The following is a 21586-nucleotide window of genomic DNA, read 5'->3' as shown; positions in this document are numbered from 1 at the left end:
GAAGCTATGGGGCTGATTGTGTACATTTGCCAAAAAAGAAATAAACCCAAGAATGGAAGATACAATTAAGAAAATTCAGCTCAATGACCTCCATGTAGCATTGGGGGGCAAGATGGTTCCTTTTGCCGGATACAATATGCCTGTGCGTTATTCATCGGATATGGAGGAACATAAAACCGTGCGTGAAGGGGTAGGTGTTTTTGATGTTTCCCACATGGGAGAATTTATGGTTACCGGACCTCATGCGCTGGAATTGATCCAAAAAGTCACCTCCAATGATGCATCCAAACTTGTCAACGGTCAAGCACAATATTCTTGCTTCCCTAATGATAAAGGGGGGATTGTAGATGATTTGATTGTGTACAAATTTGAAGATGAAAAATACATGTTGGTGGTGAATGCTTCCAATATTGACAAAGATTGGGCATGGATCAATCAGCACAACACCATGGGAGCCAATTTGGAGAATATCTCCGACCAACTTTCCCTTTTCGCTGTACAAGGTCCAAAAGCTATTGAGGCTGTTCAATCGTTAACTCCGGTAAATTTATCTGATGTGAAGTTTTATCATTTCACAGTGGGTGAGTTTGCAGGTGTGCAAGATGTAATCATTTCAGGAACGGGATATACAGGTGCCGGTGGCTTTGAAATTTATGTTAAAAACGAGGATGCTGAGCACGTTTGGAAGGCGATTTTTGAAGCGGGAGCGGCATTTGATATCAAACCTATCGGTTTGGGCGCAAGGGATACCTTGAGAATGGAAATGGGCTACTGCCTATATGGTAATGACATCAACGATGAAACTTCTCCATTAGAAGCAGGTCTAGGTTGGATTACTAAGTTTACCAAAGATTTTATCAACTCAGATAACCTCAAAAAGCAAAAAGAAGCCGGTGTTGAGAAGAAATTGGTCGGCTTTATCTTAAATGAGCGTGGGATTCCTAGAGCACATTATCCAATTGTGAATGAGGCAGGAGAGGTAATTGGAGAAGTGACTTCCGGAACTCAATCTCCATCGATGGGAGTTGGAATAGGCCTGGGTTACGTACAGGTAGCTTATGCAAGTCCCGGAACCAGCATTGCTATCGCTATCCGAAATAAACATATTCCTGCTACCGTGGAAAAACTTCCACTGTACAAAAAATAATTAGTCAGTGAATGGAACGGAAAAGCCCTCGTTTTCCGTTCCTATTTTTTCAAATCCCATTCGATTGGGTTTATTCATCCACTTAATCCCTCCAATATATACATGGCAACTATTGAAACTTGCTTGAGTCCCGAGCTTTTGTCTCTCCATGAATTAGCGGCAAAGAATGTAGTAATTGTAGACATCTTTCGTGCAACTTCAACCATGGTAGCCGCCCTCGCCAATGGTGTCACGGGTATTCTTCCAGTGATGGACTTAGAAAGTTGCAGGATTAAAGCTTTGGAAGGCTATGTGATAGCCGGGGAGCGAAATGGGCAGACAGCGGCAGGATTTGAGTTGGGTAATTCTCCTTTGGCTTACACTCAGGGTCAATATGCTGGGAAAAAAATTGCCATGACCACCACCAATGGAACGGTTGCCATTGAAAAGACAGCCAACTTTGCTAATCAAATCATCCTTGGTGCGTTCATAAACTTGGAGGCCACCGCTAGTTATTTGTTAGAGCAAAAGGAAGATGTATTAATCGTTTGCGCTGGATGGAAAGGAAAGTTCAATTTAGAAGACTCCCTCTATGCCGGTGCGCTAGCACAGGCTTTGATTCCTTATATGTACACTGGCTGCGATGCAACAATCGCCATGCGAAGTCTCTATGAATCCAATCAACACCGACTCAAATTGTTCCTCAGTCAAGCAGCTCACTCCAAACGCCTCCAAAACCACGGAATCGAGGAGGATATAGACTTTTGTCTGACCCTTAATCAGTACCCTGTTGTGGGAATTCTAAGAGGGGATGAGTTGGTGCTTGGGAGTGAACAGTGAACAGTGGTTTGGAATGAGGAATGAAGAATGAGAAATTAGGAATGCTTGTGCTGAGCGTAGTCGAAGCAAAGAATGAAAAATGATGTGCAACTATCGTCTGTGGGTTTTAACCCACGACCTCATTTGAATTTTTGAAACAAAATTTTTTCGAACTTCTAAAGAATACACCCATCAATTGCCGTGGCTTTTAAGCCCCGGCATTGGAGGAGTGATGAGGAGTGAGCAGTGAACAGTGCATAGTGAGCAGTGGGAGGGAATTTTGAATGCCTGTGCTGAGAGTAGTCGAAGCAAAGAGTGAGAAATGGTATGCGACTGTCGTCTGAGGGTTTTAACCCACGACTTCACTTGAATTTTTGAGACAAAATTTGTTTGAATTTTTAAGGAATCCACCAAATCAATTGCCGTGGCTTTTAAGCCCCGGCATTGGAGGAGAAATGAGCATTGATTAGTGGTCCACAGCTAACTGTCCACAGCTCGATTTTGATTGAAATACGATTCTTATTTTTACTACCTGAAACCTTACTTAGTACATAGTACTTGGTATCCCGATACTCGGGACAGGCTATGGTACAATTACAGTAATTAGTTTTTAAAAGTAACTAAACATGGTCCCAATGAATGGTGCCTTAGCTGGTAGGAGGGGAAAACTTTTCCAAAGTTTCAAACTTTGGAAAAGTTAAATCCTGAACTAAAATTATGATTGATTGGCGCGCTTAACACCTATTCCCCCTTCCTCCCTTATCCTTTCTAAGCTTTTATTTAATTAGTACCAGTTCCGTCTGAGGTTCAATAAGGTAACGTGCGCCATCTTTGGTGACAACGGCCATTTCTTCTACAGACATGGTTTTGGTGTAGCCATCAGGCAAATCCCATGCATGGAAACCATCAAACGCGAAAATCATCCCTTCTTTTAAAGGTTTCACAGAAGCTGGTCTCGTGCTTGGGTCAGGCAATAAACCTCCTCCAAGGTTGGGGCCAATATCGTGCGCTACATAGCCAACGGGGTGACCCGTGCTCCACATGACAGGAAGTGAGCCTCTTGCTGCCATCCAATCCCGTTGTGCTTTATCTACTTGATAACCCAATACTCCAGGCTTCATCGCATCAAATGCAGCTTTACCTCCTCCAATGGATGATTCAAAGTAAAATTGAACTGAATCGGGTGCCTGAGTTTCTCCTTCACGCAACACATAGGCAAAACGTTGGATATCCGAAACCCAAGTATCCCATACACGAATACCAAAATCGGTTTGGATGACATCTCCCGGCATGATGACTTTATCTGTGGCGTGAGAGTGCCCACGGTCGTAACCGGAATTCACACTTGGATTTTGATCTGGAGACCAGCCATCTTTTACTCCATAAATTTCCATTTTCTTTTTCAGGAAACGGGCTACGTCAGCATCTGTGGTTGTTCCTGGGATTACTTGTTCATAAGCTTCTAACTGCCATTGTGCAGTCAATTCAGCAGCTTTGGTCATGATCTCAATTTCAGCAGGAAGTTTTACTGCCAACCATTCATAAATCAGTTCTTCAGAGGAGACTAACTTGGAAGCCAGAGGTCCCAGTGCTCTTTCCAATGTTTGTCTTTGGGTATAGCTTAGGCCATCTGCCAATAATTCGTTGAAAGAACTGTTGACGGCAATGCGATTAAAGTTTTTGCCTTGCATGTAAGTAGCTCCCATGCTAATAGCAGAGCTTCCTCTATCTACGGGGATAACTTCATCATGAATGGCCAATTCGGCTAAAGCAGTAGCTTCTCCAACCGGAGAGAAGGCTTTTGAGACTACTCTTTCACCATCCAGGTAAAATAAAAACAAGGCAGTTCCGCCCGCATTTTCTCCGCCAATGTGTTTGGCGATGGGGTCATTATTATTTTCTCTACAGATGATAACCCAAGCATCCACTTCTGCGGCTTTCATGGCCTGAGGAAGTAATTCAGTAATCCGTTGCTTTCGGATTTCAGGCCATGGACTTGGTCCTGCAAAGGGGTTATCAATAATTGCCTCCTCTTGTATGGTTTCCGTTTGGCAGGCTATAAAACCCAAGGAAAGCATCAGGATACAGGCAAAATAGACAGTTTTTCTTGTGAATGAATTCATGATAAGTGATTAAAAGTTAAATGAATCAACGTTGAAAAATACGAACTTAACGCTCACGACAAAAGGATTTTTATTTATCTTCGGGGATAAAATTCATGAAACTATGAAAAAAATCAATCTATTCTTAACAGCAATCTTTGCTTCTTCCATGCTTTTATTCTCCTGTGGTGCTGAAAAAGCAGCAGAAACAGAAGAATCAGGTGATGATTCACAAACAGAGGTCAAAGCTACCGAGCAAAGAGCCAGCCCACTCCGAACCATAGAAGGCACAATTGGAAATGCACAAGCACTTGTTCAGTACGGTGCACCTTCTGTCAAAGGTCGTGTAATTTGGGGAGATTTAGTGCCATATAATGAAGTTTGGAGAACAGGTGCCAACGAATCCACCTATATCGATATCGATCAGGATATCACGGTGGAGGGAGAAACCTTAGCAGCTGGGAGATATTCAATTTTTACCATTCCTAAAGCCTCTGGAAAATGGACTGTTATATTCAATTCCGAGTGGGATTTGGAACATGGACATTTTCAGTACAAAGATGTAAATGATGTCTTGCGCGTGGAGTCCACTCCGGAATGGATGGAAGAAAGCCAAGAGCAGTTAAGCATTGCTATCGAAGCCCCTGGATTAGTGGTCAAGTGGGAGCGTTTAAGATTACCAATAGTAATGCAGTAAAAATAAACAGACAATCAAGGTATCTAAGACCTGTTAGGCTGAAGCTTGACAGGTTTTTTTTTAATAGTTGAAGCTAACTCCTGCTGTTGAAAGAATTCTTGTGCAAGTGCTTCTTGAAAAGGTCCAAATTTTTTTAAGGTTTTTTGCAATTGTATTGCTGTTTAGAACTATATTTGTTTGCATTCGCCCTAACCCTAAATCCTGTTTAATCTATCTATGCGCTATTTAGGCTTTCTATTAACAATCATCATCACAGCTTCCCTAGGAGTTGTATTGTCCATTTCAATCAAGAGTATTCCCCCTTTGGGTATTTTGTTAGACCCTCATCATGGTTTTTGGCAACATGCCTACAGTGAGGATGATTTGGCCAAGAAAGAAATCAACTTAAATAATCTGACAGGTGCAGTTGAAGTTGTCTACGATGAACATTTAGTCCCGCATATTTTTGCAGAAAATGATGAGGACTTGTATAGAGTTCAGGGATATGTAACTGCCCAGCACCGCTTATGGCAAATGGAATTCCAAACCATGGCAGCTTCTGGCCGCATTTCTGAAATTGTAGGGGATATTGCCTTGGATTTAGATCGAATGGCCCGCCGAAAAGGTTTGCCATACGCTGCCGAAGTGGCGATGCAGTATTTAGAAAAAAATGAGCCGGAGACCATCCGCTTAGTGGAGGCCTACGCAGATGGAGTCAATCAGTACATCGAGCAACTTTCCCTTGCCCGTTTGCCCCTTGAATATAAGATATTGAATTACCGTCCAGAGCCGTGGTCTGCTTATAAGTCCATGTTGTTATTGAAATACATGGCTGATATGCTGGTTGGTGATCGTGATTTGGAGTTTACCAACCTGCGAAATATGTTGGGCATGACCGTATTGGGAAAATTTTATCCGGATTTTCCCCGTGACAATGATCCGATTATCGAGGCAACTAAAGTTTGGGATTTTACCCCAATTCCTGTTGAAAAACCCGCCACAATTCAGTTTCTCAATGAGTCGGTTAATTTTGAAAATTTAGTACAGCCGGAAGAAGGTACAGGAAGCAACAATTGGGCTGTGCATGGCTCTAAAACTGCTTCTGGAGCTCCTATTTTGGCCAATGATCCACACTTAAGTATGAATCTGCCTTCCATTTGGTACTCCTTGCAGTTATCTACTCCAACTCATACCGTAAAGGGAGCCAGTTTACCTGGGGCTTTGGGGATTATTTCTGGTTTCAACGAACATATTGCGTGGGGTGTGACCAATGCTACTCGTGATACTAGAGACTGGTACAAGATCACGTTTAAAGATGAAAATCGCGCAGAGTACTTGTACAACGACCGCTATATGCAAAGTACCTTCCGAATAGAGACTTTCAAGATCAAAGGCAAGGAAGATTATATAGATACCATTGTATATACGCATCATGGGCCCATTGTATTTGACAGAAGCTTTCGAGGTGAGCGTGATGATGTGAATTATGCCTTGCGATGGACTGCCCATATGGAGTCCAATGAGCAGCGCACATTTCTTGAATTGAATCGGGCCAAGAACCATGCAGACTATATCTCAGCTCTGAATCATTATACCTCTCCGGCGCAAAACTTCGTATTTGCATCTAAATCCGGAGATATCGCCATGAAAGTTCAGGGGAGATTCCCTTTGAAATGGAAAGATCAGGGAAAATTTTTAATGGATGGAAATGATCCAGCCTACGAGTGGCAAGGATTTATTCCCAACGAACATAATCCAGCTACCTTGAATCCGAAGAGAGGATTTGTTTCTTCTGCCAATCAGCACCCAGTTGACCCTTCTTATCCCTATTTTGTTTTTGATGGGAGTTATGAGCATTATCGGAATAGGCGTTTGAATACTCGGTTGGAAGAGATGAATTCCATTACCATTGAAGATATGCAAAAGCTTCAATTTGATAACTTCCACCTGCATGCTGCGGAGGCATTGCCTGTCATGTTGAATTTACTGGGTTTTGATGAATTAGGAAATGCTGATTCTGCTGAATCTAAATATTTTGCACAATTGGCGGAGTGGAATTATTTTACTCATCCCAATCAACCCGAACCAACCTTGTTTCAGGTATGGTGGGATAAATTGTATGAGTTGATTTGGGATAAGTGGAAAGTAGAAGGGAAGCCCATTCTTTTGCCTAATAAGTATCAAACTACCTTATTATTGGCTGAAGAACCGGGAAGTGAGTTTTTTGATAAACCTAATACTTCCCAAAAAGAACAAGCTCAGGATTTGGTGAAAGAATCTTTCGAAGCCATGGTAGAATTTATGAAAACTTGGGAAGAAGAAAACGAGGATTATACTTGGGCTACTTACAAGAATACAACGATACAGCACTTGGTGCCTAATTTCAAAACTTTCAGCCGAACAAATGTTTATACCGGTGGCGGTGCGGGGATTTTAAATGCAACAGGTTCCCGACATGGTGCCAGTTGGCGTATGGTCGTGGAAATGGGCGATGAAATCAAGGCCTTTGGAATCTATCCCGGCGGTCAATCAGGTAATCCGGGAAGTAGGTTCTACGATCATTTCCTTAAGACTTGGGCGAATGGGGCGTATGTGAACTTCGATCTTCGTAGCCGCAACCAACAGGCAGGTGTATTATTCACTACTAAATTTACTAATTAAGATGATAAAGTTTTTCACTCAATTGATCGTTGCGTTCTTGATTGTTTATTTTTTAGGAGGGTTCTTTTCCTTTTGGATAGCGATGATATCGGTAGGTATTGCTGCCATGCTACTTGTTGACAATCATGTAGTTTCTTTCTTTGCCACGGCTTTGGGCTTTGGTTTGGCTTGGTTAATAAAAGCCTTTGTGATTACAGTATCCACTGCTACCCATCTTCCACAGCAGATGGCAGAATTGATGGGGATTGGGAATGAAAACCTATTGTTTGTGGCCACTTTTCTGATAGGGTTTTTGCTAGGAGGATTTTCAGGCCTTACCGGCACTACTTTGAAGAGTGTGTTTCGAAACAAGCGGGAAGGATATTATGGGGTTTAAGAAGGGAGTCTTTCGATAAGGTTAGACATGTGCACCAACTGAGTTCAAGAAACAAGAAACAAGAGACAAGAAACAAGAGATAAGAAACAAGAGATAAGATAGATTGCTAGTAGAAAAGATAATTATTGTTCTTTTGAAATAAGGTGGAAATAAAGTTGAAATAAGGTAGAAATAATTTCCAACCCACAATTTAAAGTTGGAAGGAGAATCCCCTTTAACCTTTCCCCCAACACCTTTCCCTTCATCTGCCACTAATGCACTAATAAACACGAATAATTTATTTTAGGCCATTTTGTGTTAATTGCGAGCCCTGCGAGGCTTAATTCCAGTAGGTATTTGTGTAATTCGCGTAATTCGTGGTAAATATAGAAGCGAGAAGCGAGATGCGAGAATTGAGAAATTAGTGACAAAGACAGATCGCTGGTAGAAAAGATACTTGTCGTTCTATTGAAATAAGATAGAAATAAAGTTGAAATAAGGTAGAAATAATTTTAGTCACTCCTTTGAAGTTGAAGGGAAGACTTCCCTTTAACCTTTCCCCCAACACCTTTTACCTCCATCTGCCACTAATGCACAAATAAACACGAATAATTTATTTTGGGCCACTTTGTGTTAATTGCGAGCCCTGCGAGGCTTAGTTCCAGTAGGTATTTGTGTAATTCGCTAAATTCGTGGTTAATATAGAAGCGAGACTTGCCTGCTGCAAGCAGGAATCGAGAATTGAGAAATTAGTGACAAAGACAGATCACTGGTAGAAAAGATAATTGTCGTTCTTTTGAAATATGGTAGAAATAAAGTTGAAATAATGTAGGAATAATTTTAGTCACTCCTTTGAAGTTGAAGGGAAGACTTCCCTTTAACCTTTCCCCCAACACCTTTTACCTCCATCTGCCACTAATGCACCAATAAACACTAATAACTTACTATGGCCCTTTCGTGTTAATTGCGAGCTCCGCGAGGCTTAATTCCGGTAGGTATTTGTGTAATTCGCTAAATTCGTGGTAAATATAGAAGCGAGAAGCGAGATGCGAGAATTGAGAAATTAGTGACAAAGACAGATCGCTGGTAGAAAAGATACTTGTCGTTCTATTGAAATAAGGTAGAAATAAAGTTGAAATAATGTAGAAATAATTTTAGTCACTCCTTTGAAGTTGAAGGGAAGACTTCCCTTTAACCTTTCCCCCAACACCTTTTCCCTTCATCTGCCACTAATGCACTAATAAACACGAATAATTTATTTTAGGCCACTTTGTGTTAATTGCGAGCCCTGCGAGGCTTAATTCCAGTTGGCATTTGTGGAATTTGTGTAATTCGTGGTTGAATAAAGAATCCCCTTTAACCTTTCCCCTAGTACTTTTTCCCTTAAACTTCATCCCTAAAAAGAAAAAATATTTTATTTTTCCCCATCAATTTTAAAAACGACTTTCTTACAGAAATATGTATTTCAAACAATTGATCGATCTGTTTATGCTGAAAATCTGCAATTTTTTCTTTGTTCATTGAATAAACGGTAGTCACAATGGATGAAAAAAAGTTGAAAAAACTTTTTGTAAACACAAAAGGGTGAGTACTTTTGTTGCACGGTTTTTACAGCACGCATGTTAGATTCTTTAATTACATCCAAGACGCGATTAAAACTTTTGGTCAAGTTTTTTAGTAATCCCCGCAATGTTGCGCATTTAAGGGGGTTGGCGGAAGAATTTGGAGAATCTACCAATGCTATACGAAAAGAATTAAATCATCTATCGGAAGCAGGCTTACTGTTGAAGGTAAATGATAAAAATAAAATCGACTATCAAGCAAATTACAATCATCCTTATTTCGAGAGTTTAAAGGACTTGACAAGAAAGTATCTTGGCTTTGATAAGCTGGTAGATACCGTACTTGATCGTATGGGAGAAGTAGAAGAAATCACCTTGTTAGGTGATTACTCGAGAGGCTTGGATTCTGGTAATTTGGAGGTAGTGATCAAAGGTTCGAATGTTTCTGAAGAATACTTGGACCGTTTGACTGTTCGTTTAAAAGAACTGATAGGGAAAGAAGTGAATTTCCATGTCAATGAATCTATCTGCGAAGAACAGGATTCATTGGTGATTTATAAAAAATAAGGCTATTTCTTAAAAAATAGTCTGTGTCAATTTTAGCCCGCTAAGCACAAGGAAATGTGACTGAGAGGGCGAAGCTGTAACCACAAATTTAAAAACCGCGAATTGCGCGAATTTCACAAAAAAATTGCTTTCTATTTTTAAAGTGTGATCTAAATGATTTTTAAGAAGGAAACCTATGATATTGTTGGGGCGGCTATGATTGTTCATAAAGAGTTGGGAGGTGGATTTGTGGAGAGTGTGTATCAAGAAGCTTTTGGGAAAGAATAATTCTAGACCCAAAAAGTGATAGCTAACACTTCGTGTAATTGCGAGCCCCGCGAGCCAAATTTCAAAATAAAGTTAGTGTAATTCGCGTAATTCGTGGTTTGTTCTAAAATTTCTATTTGTGGTTATTGCGAGCTCCGCGAGTTAAAATTTATTTAAATATTTGTGAAATTAGAGTAATTCGTGGTTAAAATCCATGGTTTGATTTAGTAGTTACAATTTCATTTTCCTCATGAAAAAAATCCTTTTTGTTATAATTCTTTCTACAATTCATTTTGCAGTGTTAGCGCAATCCTTGTCCGATATTCAGAATGTGAAGGTCGATAATTTGTCAGATGCACAGCTAGAGCAATTGATCAAGCGGGCGGAGGCACAAGGGATGAATGAACAGCAAGTTTACAGTTTGGCTGCTGAGCGTGGAATGCCAGCAGCAGAGATTGCAAAGTTGAGGCAACGAGTTTCTTCTCTTAGGAGTGGTGGAGGTAGTTCGCAGCAAGGAGGGCAAGAAAGAGGTTCACAATTGCGTGAGGTTAGTGGAATGCGAAATCAAAATGAGATTTTTGACTCCTTGAGAAAATCTGATCCCTACTATGATTTGACACCCACTCAAAAAAAGATTTTTGGTTATACGTTATTTCATAATAAGAACTTAAATTTCAATCCAAGTTTGAATATTCCAACTCCGCAGGGTTACACCTTGGGAGCTGGCGATCAATTGTTGATTGATGTGTATGGAGCTTCCCAACAAGCTTATGATGTAGTAGTTAATCCTGATGGGCGAATTTTTATTCCAAATGTAGGACCGATTCAAGTCGGCGGATCAACAGTTTCAGCAGCTACAGCTCGAATTAAAACTTCTCTAGCGAAAATATATGCAGGATTACAAGGTGGAAGTCCCAGCACTTTTTTAGACGTAAGGCTTGGGAATATTCGGACCGTTTCAATTGCGATGGTTGGTGAGTTAAATAGGCCTGGAACCTATACCTTACCTTCATTTGCTTCACCATTTAATGCTTTATTTGCAGCAGGTGGACCAAATGAAAATGGATCATTTAGGCATATTCAAATTTATAGAGACAATAAACTTTTACAAGAAATTGATGTCTACGAATTCTTGGTGAAAGGTGAATTTACCTCATCAGTTAATTTACGGGATAACGATGTAATTATTGTTCCTCCAGTTAGATCTAGAGTCGAAATTGAAGGTCCAGTTAGAAGGGAAGGTTTGTTTGAAGTAAAGTCTGGAGAGACATTTGATGATGTAATAGTGTTTGCAGGGGGCTTTACTAGCAACGCGTATAGAGAGCGTGTGACGGTTTCTAGAAAAACCGGTAGTGAAATGCGTGTAGAAGATATTGATTCCTCAAAATTTGGGACTTTTTATCCACAAGACGGAGATGTGTTCAGATTAGGAGAAATTCTAGACAGGTTTGAAAACAGGGTTCAAATTACAGGAGCTTTATTAAGACCTGGAACTTTTGCTTTGCAAGAAGGGATGGGAATCAATGAACTGATCAGAAAGGCAGAAGGTTTGAGAGAAGATGCTTTTTTGAATAGAGCTACTTTGTATCGCACCCGTCCAGATTTTTCTTTGGAGATTGTTGCTTTGGATATTGGGGCAATCGTCAGGGGAGAAGAAGCGGATGTGCAGCTACGAAGAGAAGATGTTTTGAATATTCCGAGCATTTATGATCTACGGGAGGAGTACTATGTGAAGATTTCAGGTGAAGTCAACAGGCCGGGGGCTTTTGCTTTTGGTGAAAATATGAGTGTTTCCGATCTTGTCCTAAAGGCAGGTGGTTTTAAAGAGTCGGCAACGGCTTCTCAGTTGGAGATCGCACGCAGGGTAAAAAATGACATTTCGGGAAAATTAGCAGAGATTATTCGGATTGATATTGATAAAGATTTAAAAATCAGTGGAGAAGGAAAAGATCTGATTTTAACTCCCTTTGATCATGTAATTGTCCGTAGAAGTCCTGGCTTTCAGCGGGAAAAATTGGTAAGGGTAGAAGGAGAGGTTTACTATCCCGGTGAGTATGCGCTGTCAAATGCCAATGAACGTATTTCTGATGTTCTTCAGAGAGCTGGGGGATTGAATCAATTTGCTTATGCGAAAGGTGCGACCTTGATCCGAAGAAATGAGTTTTATGATGCTCCAAGTGAAAATGAAATGAAAGTTCAGAGCTTATCTCAGGTTAAAAACAATGCCTTAAGAAACCAACAAGATAATACTGAGTCGGAAAAAATTTTATTATCAAGGATAGATCGGAAAATCAGCGAAAGAGGAGGAGATCAAGCGGATAAGCGTGGTGGTTTAATGGCAGATGATTTTCGTCAAGAAACCTTGGAAGGGCTCGCGGAAATGGATGAAAATATTGGAAGGATCGAAGTGAAAACCAAAGAAATGGTGGGGATTAATTTGATTGCCATTTTAAATAATCCTGGTGGACCCAATGATTTGATTTTACAGGAAGGGGATGTAATATCTATTCCTAAGGAATTACAAACAGTTCGTATGAGGGGAGAAGTATTATTTCCCACAACTGCACGTTACCGAGAAGATGCTGGTTTCAAACAATATATTTCCAGAGCAGGAGGGTTTACAGAAAAATCTAGAAGAGGGCGATCATATGTGGTGTATGCCAATGGGGATGTACAGCGGACGAGAAAGTTTTTTTTCATTAACAACTACCCAGCTATTGAACCGGGTGCGGAGATTATAGTTCCTAGAAAGCCTGAACGTGAATCTATGTCAGCACAGGCTTGGCTAGGTATTGGAACTTCCCTTGCCACATTAGCGCTTTTACTCAATAATTTAACCCAGTAAAAACCTTTTCCCTTTTCCCTTTCCCCTTTTCCCTGAGTTAAATGACAGAAAATCAACCATCAATTAATCAATCAAGCGTGCAAGAAGACGAAATTGATTTATTGGCATTAGCGAAAACCATTTGGATCAAGCGCAAATTGATCATTACTATCACAAGTGTTTTTATAGTACTTGGATTGCTTATTGCCATTCTTTCTCCAAAAGAGTTTACAGCGAATTCAGTCTTTGTTCCCCAAGTGTCTGAACCTAATAGAGCTGGCGGATCTTTGGGGGGATTAGCTTCCTTAGCTGGTATTAATTTAGGAGGTATGGGAGGAGGTTCGGAAATTCCTCCAAGTTTATACCCAAAAATTGTTTCATCTGTCAATTTTAGGATGGCCATCCTAAACGCACCACTTACAGTAGAGGGGTTAAATCAGCCGGTCACCTATAGAGAATTTTACGATTCTATTTATAATCCAGGATTATTAGGCAATGTAAAGAAATATACACTCAGTTTACCTGGAGTTATTCTGAGTAGTTTGAGAGGAGATTCAGAGCCTGTTCTCAAAGATGAAAATGATCAACTAATTCGTGTTTCCCAAGAAGAGTTTGAACATTTCAAGCGACTGGAAAGTCAGATTTCCGTAAGTCCCAATGAAAAAGAGGGCTTTGTTTCCTTGTCTTTCGTGATGCCTGAACCTGTGATGGCGGCTCAACTAGCTCGTTTTGCACAAGATTTATTGCAGCAACAGGTGATTGCATACAAAATCTCGAATGCGCAAGAGCAATTAAAATTTACCCAAGAGCGCTTTGATGAGAAGAAAAAAGAATTTGAAGATATTCAGGCAAAATTAGCCAACTTCAGAGATCGGAATCAAAATATTGCATCTGCTGCAGTGTTGAATCAACAACAGCGTTTGGAGGCAGAATATAATTTTGCTTTTAATATTTATACTGAATTGGCCAAACAACTAGAACAAGCCAGGATTCAGGTGGCAAAAGATACCCCTGTTTTTTCTGTAATACAGCCAGTAACGGTGCCCGTGGAGAAGTCGGCACCAAAGAGGCCTTTGATACTTGTAATTTTTACAATTTTAGGTTTTATCATTTCGATTGGGTATGTATTTGGGTTGGAATTTTTTAAGGGAGTAAAAGAACAATGGAGTTCATATTAATAGTTTAACTTATTAATTTAAAATACACTTTAATTAAAAGTATGCTTAAACCTTTTCAAGAATCAAAAATAGCCATCATAGGCCTAGGTTATGTTGGCCTCCCTTTGGCAGTAGCTTTTGCTGAAAAATATAAGACAATAGGATACGATATTGACCCCAAAAGGGTAGATGAATTGCAGAAGGGGTATGACCGAACTTTGGAAGTCGAAGATAAAGATCTTCAAAAAGTTTTGGTTAAAACTCCTATAGAATTAGATGAAAAAGAAAAAGGCCTTCAAATCACGGATGCAATATTACCGATTTCTTCATGTAATATTTATGTTGTAACGGTACCTACACCTACTGACAAACATAATAGACCTATCCTAACACCTATGTTGAAAGCTTCTGAGGCTATTGGAAGAATCTTGAAAAAGGGGGATGTGGTTATTTATGAATCCACCGTATATCCAGGTGTAACAGAAGAAGAATGTGTTCCTGTTATAGAGCAGGTTTCTGGATTGAAATTCAATGTGGACTTTTTTGCTGGATATTCACCTGAAAGAATCAACCCAGGCGATAAAGAACATACAATAACCAAAATTCTTAAAGTTACTTCTGGTTCTACACCTGAGGTGGCAGATTATGTGGATGATTTGTATAAATCAGTGATCACAGCAGGTACACATAAGGCTTCTTCGATAAAAGTAGCTGAGGCTGCCAAAGTAATTGAAAACTCACAAAGAGATATTAATATTGCTTTTGTTAACGAACTTTCTAAGATTTTCAATTTATTGTCTATAGATACCCAAGAAGTCCTAGCAGCTGCAAGGACCAAATGGAATTTCCTTCCTTTCAAACCAGGATTGGTAGGTGGTCATTGCATCGGAGTTGATCCTTTTTATCTCGCCCAGAAGGCCCAAGAAGTAGGTTATCACCCTGAGATTATTTTGGCGGGTAGAAGATTGAATGATTCTATGGGTAAGCATGTCGCTACGGAGACCATTAAACTTATGATGCGTAAAGACCTTAAAGTAATTGACGCTAAAGTATTGATTTTAGGTTTTACCTTCAAAGAAGACTGCCCAGATGTTAGAAATACACGTGTGATTGATATATATCATGAACTCAAATCTTTCGATATGGATGTAGATATCTATGATCCATGGGCAGATCCTGCTGAAGTGATGCATGAATATGGAATTAACATAATCAATGGCGATACTAAAGAGAAAATTAGTCAGTATTCTGCAGTTATCCTTGCCGTTGCCCATCAGGAATTTAAAAACTGGCATTTGAAAAAATCTAATGATCAGGTAATATTTGATGTAAAATCTATTTTGCCAAAAGAATCTGTAGACGCTAGGTTATAATTAATATGGAAAATATTCAAATGGTCGATTTAAAGACCCAGTATCTTAACATCAAGCAAGAGATTGATTCTGCGATTCAAGATGTTCTAGACCAAACTACATTTATTAATGGTCCTCAAGTAAAAAAATTTGCTTCAGAATTAAGAGCGTATACACGAGCAGGGTATGTAATTCCTTGTGCAAATGGGACGGACGCCCTCCAAATTGCTATGATGGCTTTAAATTTTAAACCAGGTGATGAAGTGATTGTTCCTGCTTTTACTTATGTCGCTACTGTTGAAGTAATTGCATTACTGGGGCTAATACCGATTTTTATAGATGTAACCGAAGATACGTTCGAGTTAGATGTCAATCAATTAGAATCCAAAATCTCCGATAAGACTGTTGGAATTGTGACCGTTCATCTTTATGGGCAATGTTCCAATATGGAAGAAATTTTAAGGGTAGCAAATCTCTATGACTTGAAAGTAATTGAAGATACTGCACAGGCTATAGGTGCTATATATACTTTTTCAGATGGAAGAAAAATGCAGGCAGGTACGATGGGGGATATAGGTACAACATCCTTTTTCCCATCAAAAAACTTAGGTTGCTATGGGGATGGAGGGGCTATTTTTACAAATGACCAAGATTTAGCTAATAAAGTTCAAATGATTGCCAATCATGGTCAAAAAAGGAAGTACTATCATGATTCGATTGGAGTGAATTCAAGGTTAGATACTTTGCAGGCAGGTATTTTAAGTGTAAAACTTAAATATCTGGATAAATATTCAGAAGCAAGAAATAGAATAGCAGATAAGTATGATTCAGCCTTTGCGGATCATCCCAAAATAAACATTCCCGCTAGGGTAGAAAATTCCACACATGTCTTTCATCAATACACCGTTAAACTTCATGAAAGCGTAGATAGGGATGATTTTATATCTTATTTGGGGAATAAAGGGATTCCTTCTATGGTTTATTATCCAATGCCTTTACATTTACAAAAAGCATATCTAGAGTATGGTGGAAAGGAGGGACAGTTTCCAGTATCAGAAAGGCTATGCAAACAGGTAATTTCATTTCCTATTCATACGGAAATGAAATCAGAGATGCAGGATTATATTATTCAGCAAATTTTAAGTTATTTTAAATGAAAGGTTTTTTTGCACACGAAACAGCGGTCATTGATGAAGGTTGTGAAATAGGAGAGGGAACCAAAATTTGGCATTTCTCTCATATCATGCCCAATTGTAAAATTGGGAAGAATTGTAACTTAGGACAAAATGTAGTGGTATCTCCAGAGGTTGTTTTAGGGAATAACGTCAAAGTCCAAAATAATGTATCTATTTACACAGGGGTTACTTGTGATGATGATGTTTTTTTAGGTCCTTCCATGGTCTTCACTAACGTTATCAATCCAAGATCAGCAGTAAACAGAAGAGCAGAATATTTGAAGACGCATGTAGGAAAAGGAGCTTCAATCGGCGCTAATGCTACAATTGTATGTGGGCATGATATTGGAAAATTCGCTTTTATTGGAGCTGGTGCAGTAGTAACGAAAAATATTCCTGATTATGCATTGGTTGTAGGAAATCCTTCCAAACAAATAGGATGGATGAGCGAATATGGTCACAAACTAAGTTTCAATGAAGATGGAATTGCTATTTGTCAGGAAAGTGGTGAAAAATATTTGTTAAAAAATAATCAGGTAACAAAAATACAATAAGATGAAAAATTTTGCATTGATTGGAGCAGGTGGATATATAGCACCAAGACATATGAAGGCTATTAAAGATACAGGTAACACCCTTTTAGCTGCTTATGATAAGTTTGATTCGGTTGGCGTAATGGACAGTCATTTTCCTGACGCTGATTTTTTTGTTGAATTTGAGAGGTTTGACAGGCATATAGAAAAATTAAAAAGGCTTCAACATAAAATTGATTATGTTAGTATTTGCTCTCCAAACTATTTACATGATGCCCATATCAGATTTGGTTTGAGAGTTGGTGCTGATGTGATTTGTGAAAAGCCCTTGGTTTTGAATCCATGGAATATTGATGCATTGAAGGAAGTGGAAAATGAACATGGGAAAAAGGTTTTTAATATACTTCAGTTAAGGCTTCATCCTTCTATTATCGCCTTGAAAAAGAAAATTGAAGAAGGGCCTAAAGGTAAAGTTTATGATATTGACTTGGCATATATTACGAGCAGGGGACATTGGTATTATACATCCTGGAAAGGTGATGTATCTAAGTCCGGCGGAATAGCAACAAATATTGGAGTGCATTTTTATGATATGCTGACCTGGATTTTTGGTGACGTAAAAAAGAATATTGTCCATATCAATACTCATGACAGGGCTGCAGGATATTTCGAGTTGGAAAAAGCCAGAGTAAGGTGGTTTTTAAGTATAAATGCAGATACATTGCCTGATTATGTTAAAGCCAAGGGTGGAAGAACTTATCGCTCTTTGACTATGGAGGGACAAGAAATCGAATTTAGTGATGGTTTCACAGAACTTCATACGCACAGTTACCAACATATTTTAGATGGTCATGGATTTGGATTAGACGAAGCTAGAAACTCAATTGAAATCGTTCATGATATAAGACATATGGAAACGGTTGGATTAAAAGGGGATTTCCATCCATTGGCTGCAGGTGAACTAGCGAAACATCCATTTAGTATTTGATAGGTTGTATATAGCTTTATCAAAAGGTTTATATCCTATATTTTTTGCTGATGTTTCGTAAAATGATTCCTAAAAATCAGTTTGTGAAAAATGTAATCACACTGATGACAGGAACGAGTATTGCTCAAGCTATTCCTATTGCACTGAGTCCAATACTCACAAGGATTTATTCTCCTCAAGAATTTGGGCTTTATGCTTTATATGTAGGACTTGCTACAATTCTAGGAGTTGTGGCAACTGGTAGATATGAATTAGCTATTATGTTACCTGAAGATGATGAGGATGCACTTCAAATCGTTGGGTTATCTTCTTTGATTTCTTTGATAGTTAGCGTTGTAGTATTATTGATCGTGCTATTTTTTGGAGAATTAATAGCATTAATGCTTGGAAATGGAGAGCTTTATAGTTGGCTATTTTTTCTTCCTATCACTATTTTTTTAACAGGTTTTTACCAATCCTTGAATTATTGGTTCAACAGAAAAAAGGATTTCAAGCAACTCGCTAAAAATAGGGTGCTTCAAAACACTTCAACTGGATTTACTCAAGTTCCTCTTGGATATATTAATATCAATGGCTTTGGATTATTGTTTGGAACAATTTTTGGCCAATTTGTGACTACTTTTTTATTAGCGAAAAACTTTTTGAAAATTGTTCCAGATTTTTTTAGTTATTTAAGCAAACATAATTTTCAAAAGATAGCTGGTAGATATATAAACTTTCCAAAATATGATGTTTCAACAGCATTATTGAACAGTGCCTCCATGTATGCTCCAAATATTCTATTCACCACATTCTTTGGGGCTACATTTTCTGGATTTTTTTACTTGACTCAAAGGGTACTACAGGCACCTATCACATTGATATCATCTTCTGTTTTGGATGTGTTTAAGGAAGAAGCTTCTAAATCATTTAGAGAATTGGGGAATGCAAAGTTTATTTTTATGAGAACATTTAAATGGCTTTTCTTTATTTCTATTTTTCCAACAGCTGTTATTTATATTTTTATTGAAGATTTATTTTTATTTTTTTTCGGAAGTGATTGGGAGACCGCTGGTCTTTATGCAAAAATTTTAACTCCAGCATTAGCAATTAGGTTCATTGCTAATCCCTTGAGCTTTATGATTTATATAGCAGAGAAACAAATTATTAATTTAATTACCATGGTTATTTTGTCTATATCTATTTTTGGTGTTTTTTTGATGGGTTTTACCCATTTTGAAGTTGTTAAAGCTATTTCTTTTATTTACATCATATATTACACTGTACATCTTCTTATCTCTGCAAGACTTGCAAAAGTTTACTAATTCGATATTATGAAAATACTAACCATTGTTGGCGCACGGCCTCAATTTATTAAAGCTGCGGCAGTTAGCTTTGCTTTTAAAAAGTTTGAAGAAATAAATGAATTAATTCTTCATACTGGCCAGCACTACGATAAGGATATGTCCGATATCTTCTTTGATGAAATGGGAATCCCAAAACCTCAATACAACTTAAATCTTGGAGGCTTATCACATGGGGCAATGACTGGAAGAATGCTTGAAGGTATTGAGGATGTTTGTTTAAAAGAGAATCCAGACGTTGTTTTGGTATATGGTGACACTAATTCCACAATAGCAGGAGCCCTTGCTGCAAAGAAACTTCATATCAAGATTGCACATGTAGAAGCTGGCTTGAGAAGCTTTAATATGAGGATGCCTGAGGAAGTCAATCGTATTCTTACTGATAAGATTAGCGATTATTTGTTTTGTCCTACTGATACGGCCGTTCATAATCTTAAAAAAGAGGGAATGGAAAATGGAAAAGGAATTAAGATTTTAAACGTAGGTGATGTAATGTTTGATGCGGTAAGTATTTTTTCTTCAAAAGCTAAAGCTCCAGATATCCAGTTAAACAATGAATTTATTTTATGTACGCTTCATAGAGCTGAGAATACTGACGATCCTTCAAGATTGAGGAATATTTTTGAGGCTTTAAATGAAATTTCTTCTGAAAAGCAAATTGTTTTACCCCTTCACCCCAGAACAAAATTGATAGCCAAGAATCTGAATATTGATGTTTCTGATAATATATCTGTAACAGATCCAGTAAGTTATTTTGAGATGCTTTATTTGTTGAAAAATTCATCTCTAGTAATGACTGATTCTGGAGGGCTTCAAAAAGAAGCATATTTTATGAAAAAGCCATGTATAACTCTTAGAGACGAGACCGAATGGGTTGAACTTGTTAAAGCTAATGTCAATTTTCTTTCAGGAGCAAGAAAAGCTTTGATTTTAAGTCAATATTCAAAAGTTAAAAAACTCAATTACACATTTGACACAAAGTATTATGGGAATGGAGATTCGGGTGAAATTATATCTAAATGTCTAATCAACCAGTTATGAGAATTGCGTATTTAATTTTTCATGATATCACAAAAAATGATGGTGTCACAAAAAAAATAAAAGGTCAAGTAGACGAATGGATAAATTGCGATGTAGAAGTAAAGATTTTTTGTTTTTTGCCAAAGTTTGGTACATCAATTTTGGAATCTAATCAATATGAATATGGGAATTTTTTTAAAATGAGGTTTATTATTAATTATCAATTCCAAAAAGATGTTGATGATTATAATCCGGACTTAATTTATTTTCGATATGATTCTTGGAATATCAATTTGATTAAAGCAATTAAATATAGAAAGTCAATAACAGAAATTAATAGCCTTGACCTAGAGGAATATAATTTATTGTTAAAAAAAGAAAAAACAATTAAATCATTGTTAAGATACCTTGGTTATCTAGGAGGTAGAAATATCTTGTTAAAAAAAGTATCAGGATTTGTTACTGTAACAAATGAAATCGCCAGACATGAAACTTTTTCAAAGTTTAAAAAGAAAATGGAAGTTGTCCCAAATGGCATTAACCTTGATTCATTTCGAAAAATAAAGATTACAAAAATACCTAGAGATAGGGTTTCTCTTTTTTTTATTGGTACTCCAAATCAACCATGGCACGGAGTAGATTTTATAGAAAGCTGGTCTAAATGTTTACCGCAGTATGACTTTCATATTGTTGGGATTGAAGGCAAGACAAGATCCAATATTTTTTATCATGGATATCTTGAAAAAGAAAAATACATAGAAATTTTAAGTAATTGTCAAATATGTATTGGATCTTTAGCTTTGTTTAGGAATAAAATGGATGAAGCTTGTCCACTTAAGGTTAGGGAATATCTTGCATATGGTTTTCCAGTAATTCTAGGTTATGATGATACATCTTTCTTGAATAAGGAAGTTGAATTTATTTTACAACTAAAGAAAAGTCAACTTATGGATATTCGAAAAGTTAAAGATTTTATTGAATCACGACAGAATACTGTAGTAACTCATCAACAGCTAAGAAATATTTCTACTAAAACTATTGAAAAAAAAAGGATTTCTTTTTTTAAGTCATTTATATAAA

Annotated in this window: 17 protein-coding genes; 16 read left to right on the top strand and 1 reads right to left on the bottom strand. The window is 38.0% G+C overall.

Annotated features, from left to right (window positions below; translation table 11 throughout):
• Positions 1 to 52: 52 nt before the first annotated feature.
• Together gcvT and ACXIUD_RS06070 are read left to right on the top strand one after the other, a co-directional pair.
• Positions 53 to 1147, top strand: a complete 1095-nt coding sequence (gene gcvT, locus ACXIUD_RS06075) for a glycine cleavage system aminomethyltransferase GcvT (protein ID WP_458051731.1) — start codon at positions 53 to 55, stop codon at positions 1145 to 1147.
• 102 nt (positions 1148 to 1249) lie between these two features.
• The gene (locus ACXIUD_RS06070) at positions 1250 to 1966 is read left to right on the top strand and encodes a 2-phosphosulfolactate phosphatase (RefSeq protein WP_458051730.1); all 717 of its coding nucleotides are present in this window, start codon (positions 1250 to 1252) and stop codon (positions 1964 to 1966) included.
• 755 nt (positions 1967 to 2721) lie between these two features.
• On the opposite strand, the gene ACXIUD_RS06065 is transcribed toward ACXIUD_RS06070, so the two are convergent.
• A complete protein-coding gene (locus ACXIUD_RS06065; protein ID WP_458051729.1) occupies positions 2722 to 4068 on the bottom strand; it encodes a M24 family metallopeptidase in 1347 nt (448 codons plus the stop codon).
• Between the two features lie 103 nt (positions 4069 to 4171).
• Between ACXIUD_RS06065 and ACXIUD_RS06060 the strand changes: the two genes are divergently transcribed.
• From ACXIUD_RS06060 to ACXIUD_RS05995, 14 genes are all read left to right on the top strand, one after another.
• A complete protein-coding gene (locus ACXIUD_RS06060; RefSeq protein WP_458051728.1) occupies positions 4172 to 4744 on the top strand; it encodes a DUF2911 domain-containing protein in 573 nt (190 codons plus the stop codon).
• 216 nt (positions 4745 to 4960) lie between these two features.
• Positions 4961 to 7384: a penicillin acylase family protein gene (locus tag ACXIUD_RS06055; RefSeq protein WP_458051727.1), complete on the top strand. Its 2424-nt coding sequence runs from the start codon at positions 4961 to 4963 to the stop codon at positions 7382 to 7384.
• A gap of 1 nt (position 7385) precedes the next feature.
• The gene (locus tag ACXIUD_RS06050; RefSeq protein ID WP_458051726.1) at positions 7386 to 7760 is read left to right on the top strand and encodes a hypothetical protein; all 375 of its coding nucleotides are present in this window, start codon (positions 7386 to 7388) and stop codon (positions 7758 to 7760) included.
• 1640 nt (positions 7761 to 9400) lie between these two features.
• The gene (locus ACXIUD_RS06045; protein WP_458051725.1) at positions 9401 to 9868 is read left to right on the top strand and encodes an ArsR family transcriptional regulator; all 468 of its coding nucleotides are present in this window, start codon (positions 9401 to 9403) and stop codon (positions 9866 to 9868) included.
• A gap of 153 nt (positions 9869 to 10021) precedes the next feature.
• Entirely contained in the window at positions 10022 to 10135 is a 114-nt protein-coding gene (locus ACXIUD_RS06040) for a GxxExxY protein (RefSeq protein WP_458051724.1), read from the top strand.
• A 229-nt stretch (positions 10136 to 10364) separates the two neighbouring features.
• Positions 10365 to 12959 carry an SLBB domain-containing protein gene (locus ACXIUD_RS06035; RefSeq protein WP_458051723.1) on the top strand — a complete coding sequence of 865 codons (2595 nt, stop codon included), beginning with the start codon at positions 10365 to 10367 and terminating at the stop codon, positions 12957 to 12959.
• 77 nt (positions 12960 to 13036) lie between these two features.
• Entirely contained in the window at positions 13037 to 14116 is a 1080-nt protein-coding gene (locus ACXIUD_RS06030; RefSeq protein WP_458051722.1) for a GNVR domain-containing protein, read from the top strand.
• 41 nt (positions 14117 to 14157) lie between these two features.
• The gene (locus ACXIUD_RS06025; RefSeq protein WP_458051721.1) at positions 14158 to 15468 is read left to right on the top strand and encodes a nucleotide sugar dehydrogenase; all 1311 of its coding nucleotides are present in this window, start codon (positions 14158 to 14160) and stop codon (positions 15466 to 15468) included.
• A 5-nt stretch (positions 15469 to 15473) separates the two neighbouring features.
• Positions 15474 to 16604 (top strand): DegT/DnrJ/EryC1/StrS family aminotransferase, encoded by a 1131-nt coding sequence (locus ACXIUD_RS06020; protein WP_458051720.1) that lies wholly within the window; start codon positions 15474 to 15476, stop codon positions 16602 to 16604.
• A complete protein-coding gene (locus ACXIUD_RS06015) occupies positions 16601 to 17176 on the top strand; it encodes a DapH/DapD/GlmU-related protein (RefSeq protein ID WP_458051719.1) in 576 nt (191 codons plus the stop codon). Before ACXIUD_RS06020 ends, ACXIUD_RS06015 begins: the two co-directional genes overlap by 4 nt.
• A 1-nt stretch (position 17177) precedes the next feature.
• Complete coding sequence (locus tag ACXIUD_RS06010; protein WP_458051718.1) at positions 17178 to 18143, top strand: Gfo/Idh/MocA family protein; 966 nt, start codon at positions 17178 to 17180, stop codon at positions 18141 to 18143.
• A gap of 83 nt (positions 18144 to 18226) precedes the next feature.
• Positions 18227 to 19447: a lipopolysaccharide biosynthesis protein gene (locus ACXIUD_RS06005; protein ID WP_458051717.1), complete on the top strand. Its 1221-nt coding sequence runs from the start codon at positions 18227 to 18229 to the stop codon at positions 19445 to 19447.
• Between the two features lie 9 nt (positions 19448 to 19456).
• Positions 19457 to 20527, top strand: a complete 1071-nt coding sequence (wecB, locus tag ACXIUD_RS06000) for a non-hydrolyzing UDP-N-acetylglucosamine 2-epimerase (protein WP_458051716.1) — start codon at positions 19457 to 19459, stop codon at positions 20525 to 20527.
• Positions 20506 to 21585, top strand: a complete 1080-nt coding sequence (locus ACXIUD_RS05995; protein WP_458051715.1) for a hypothetical protein — start codon at positions 20506 to 20508, stop codon at positions 21583 to 21585. Before wecB ends, ACXIUD_RS05995 begins: the two co-directional genes overlap by 22 nt.
• Position 21586: the final 1 nt, after the last annotated feature.

The organism is Mongoliitalea sp., from assembly GCF_054166905.1.
Note: the sequence above shows the minus strand (reverse complement) of the source record. Positions and strands in the feature narration are given on the sequence as shown.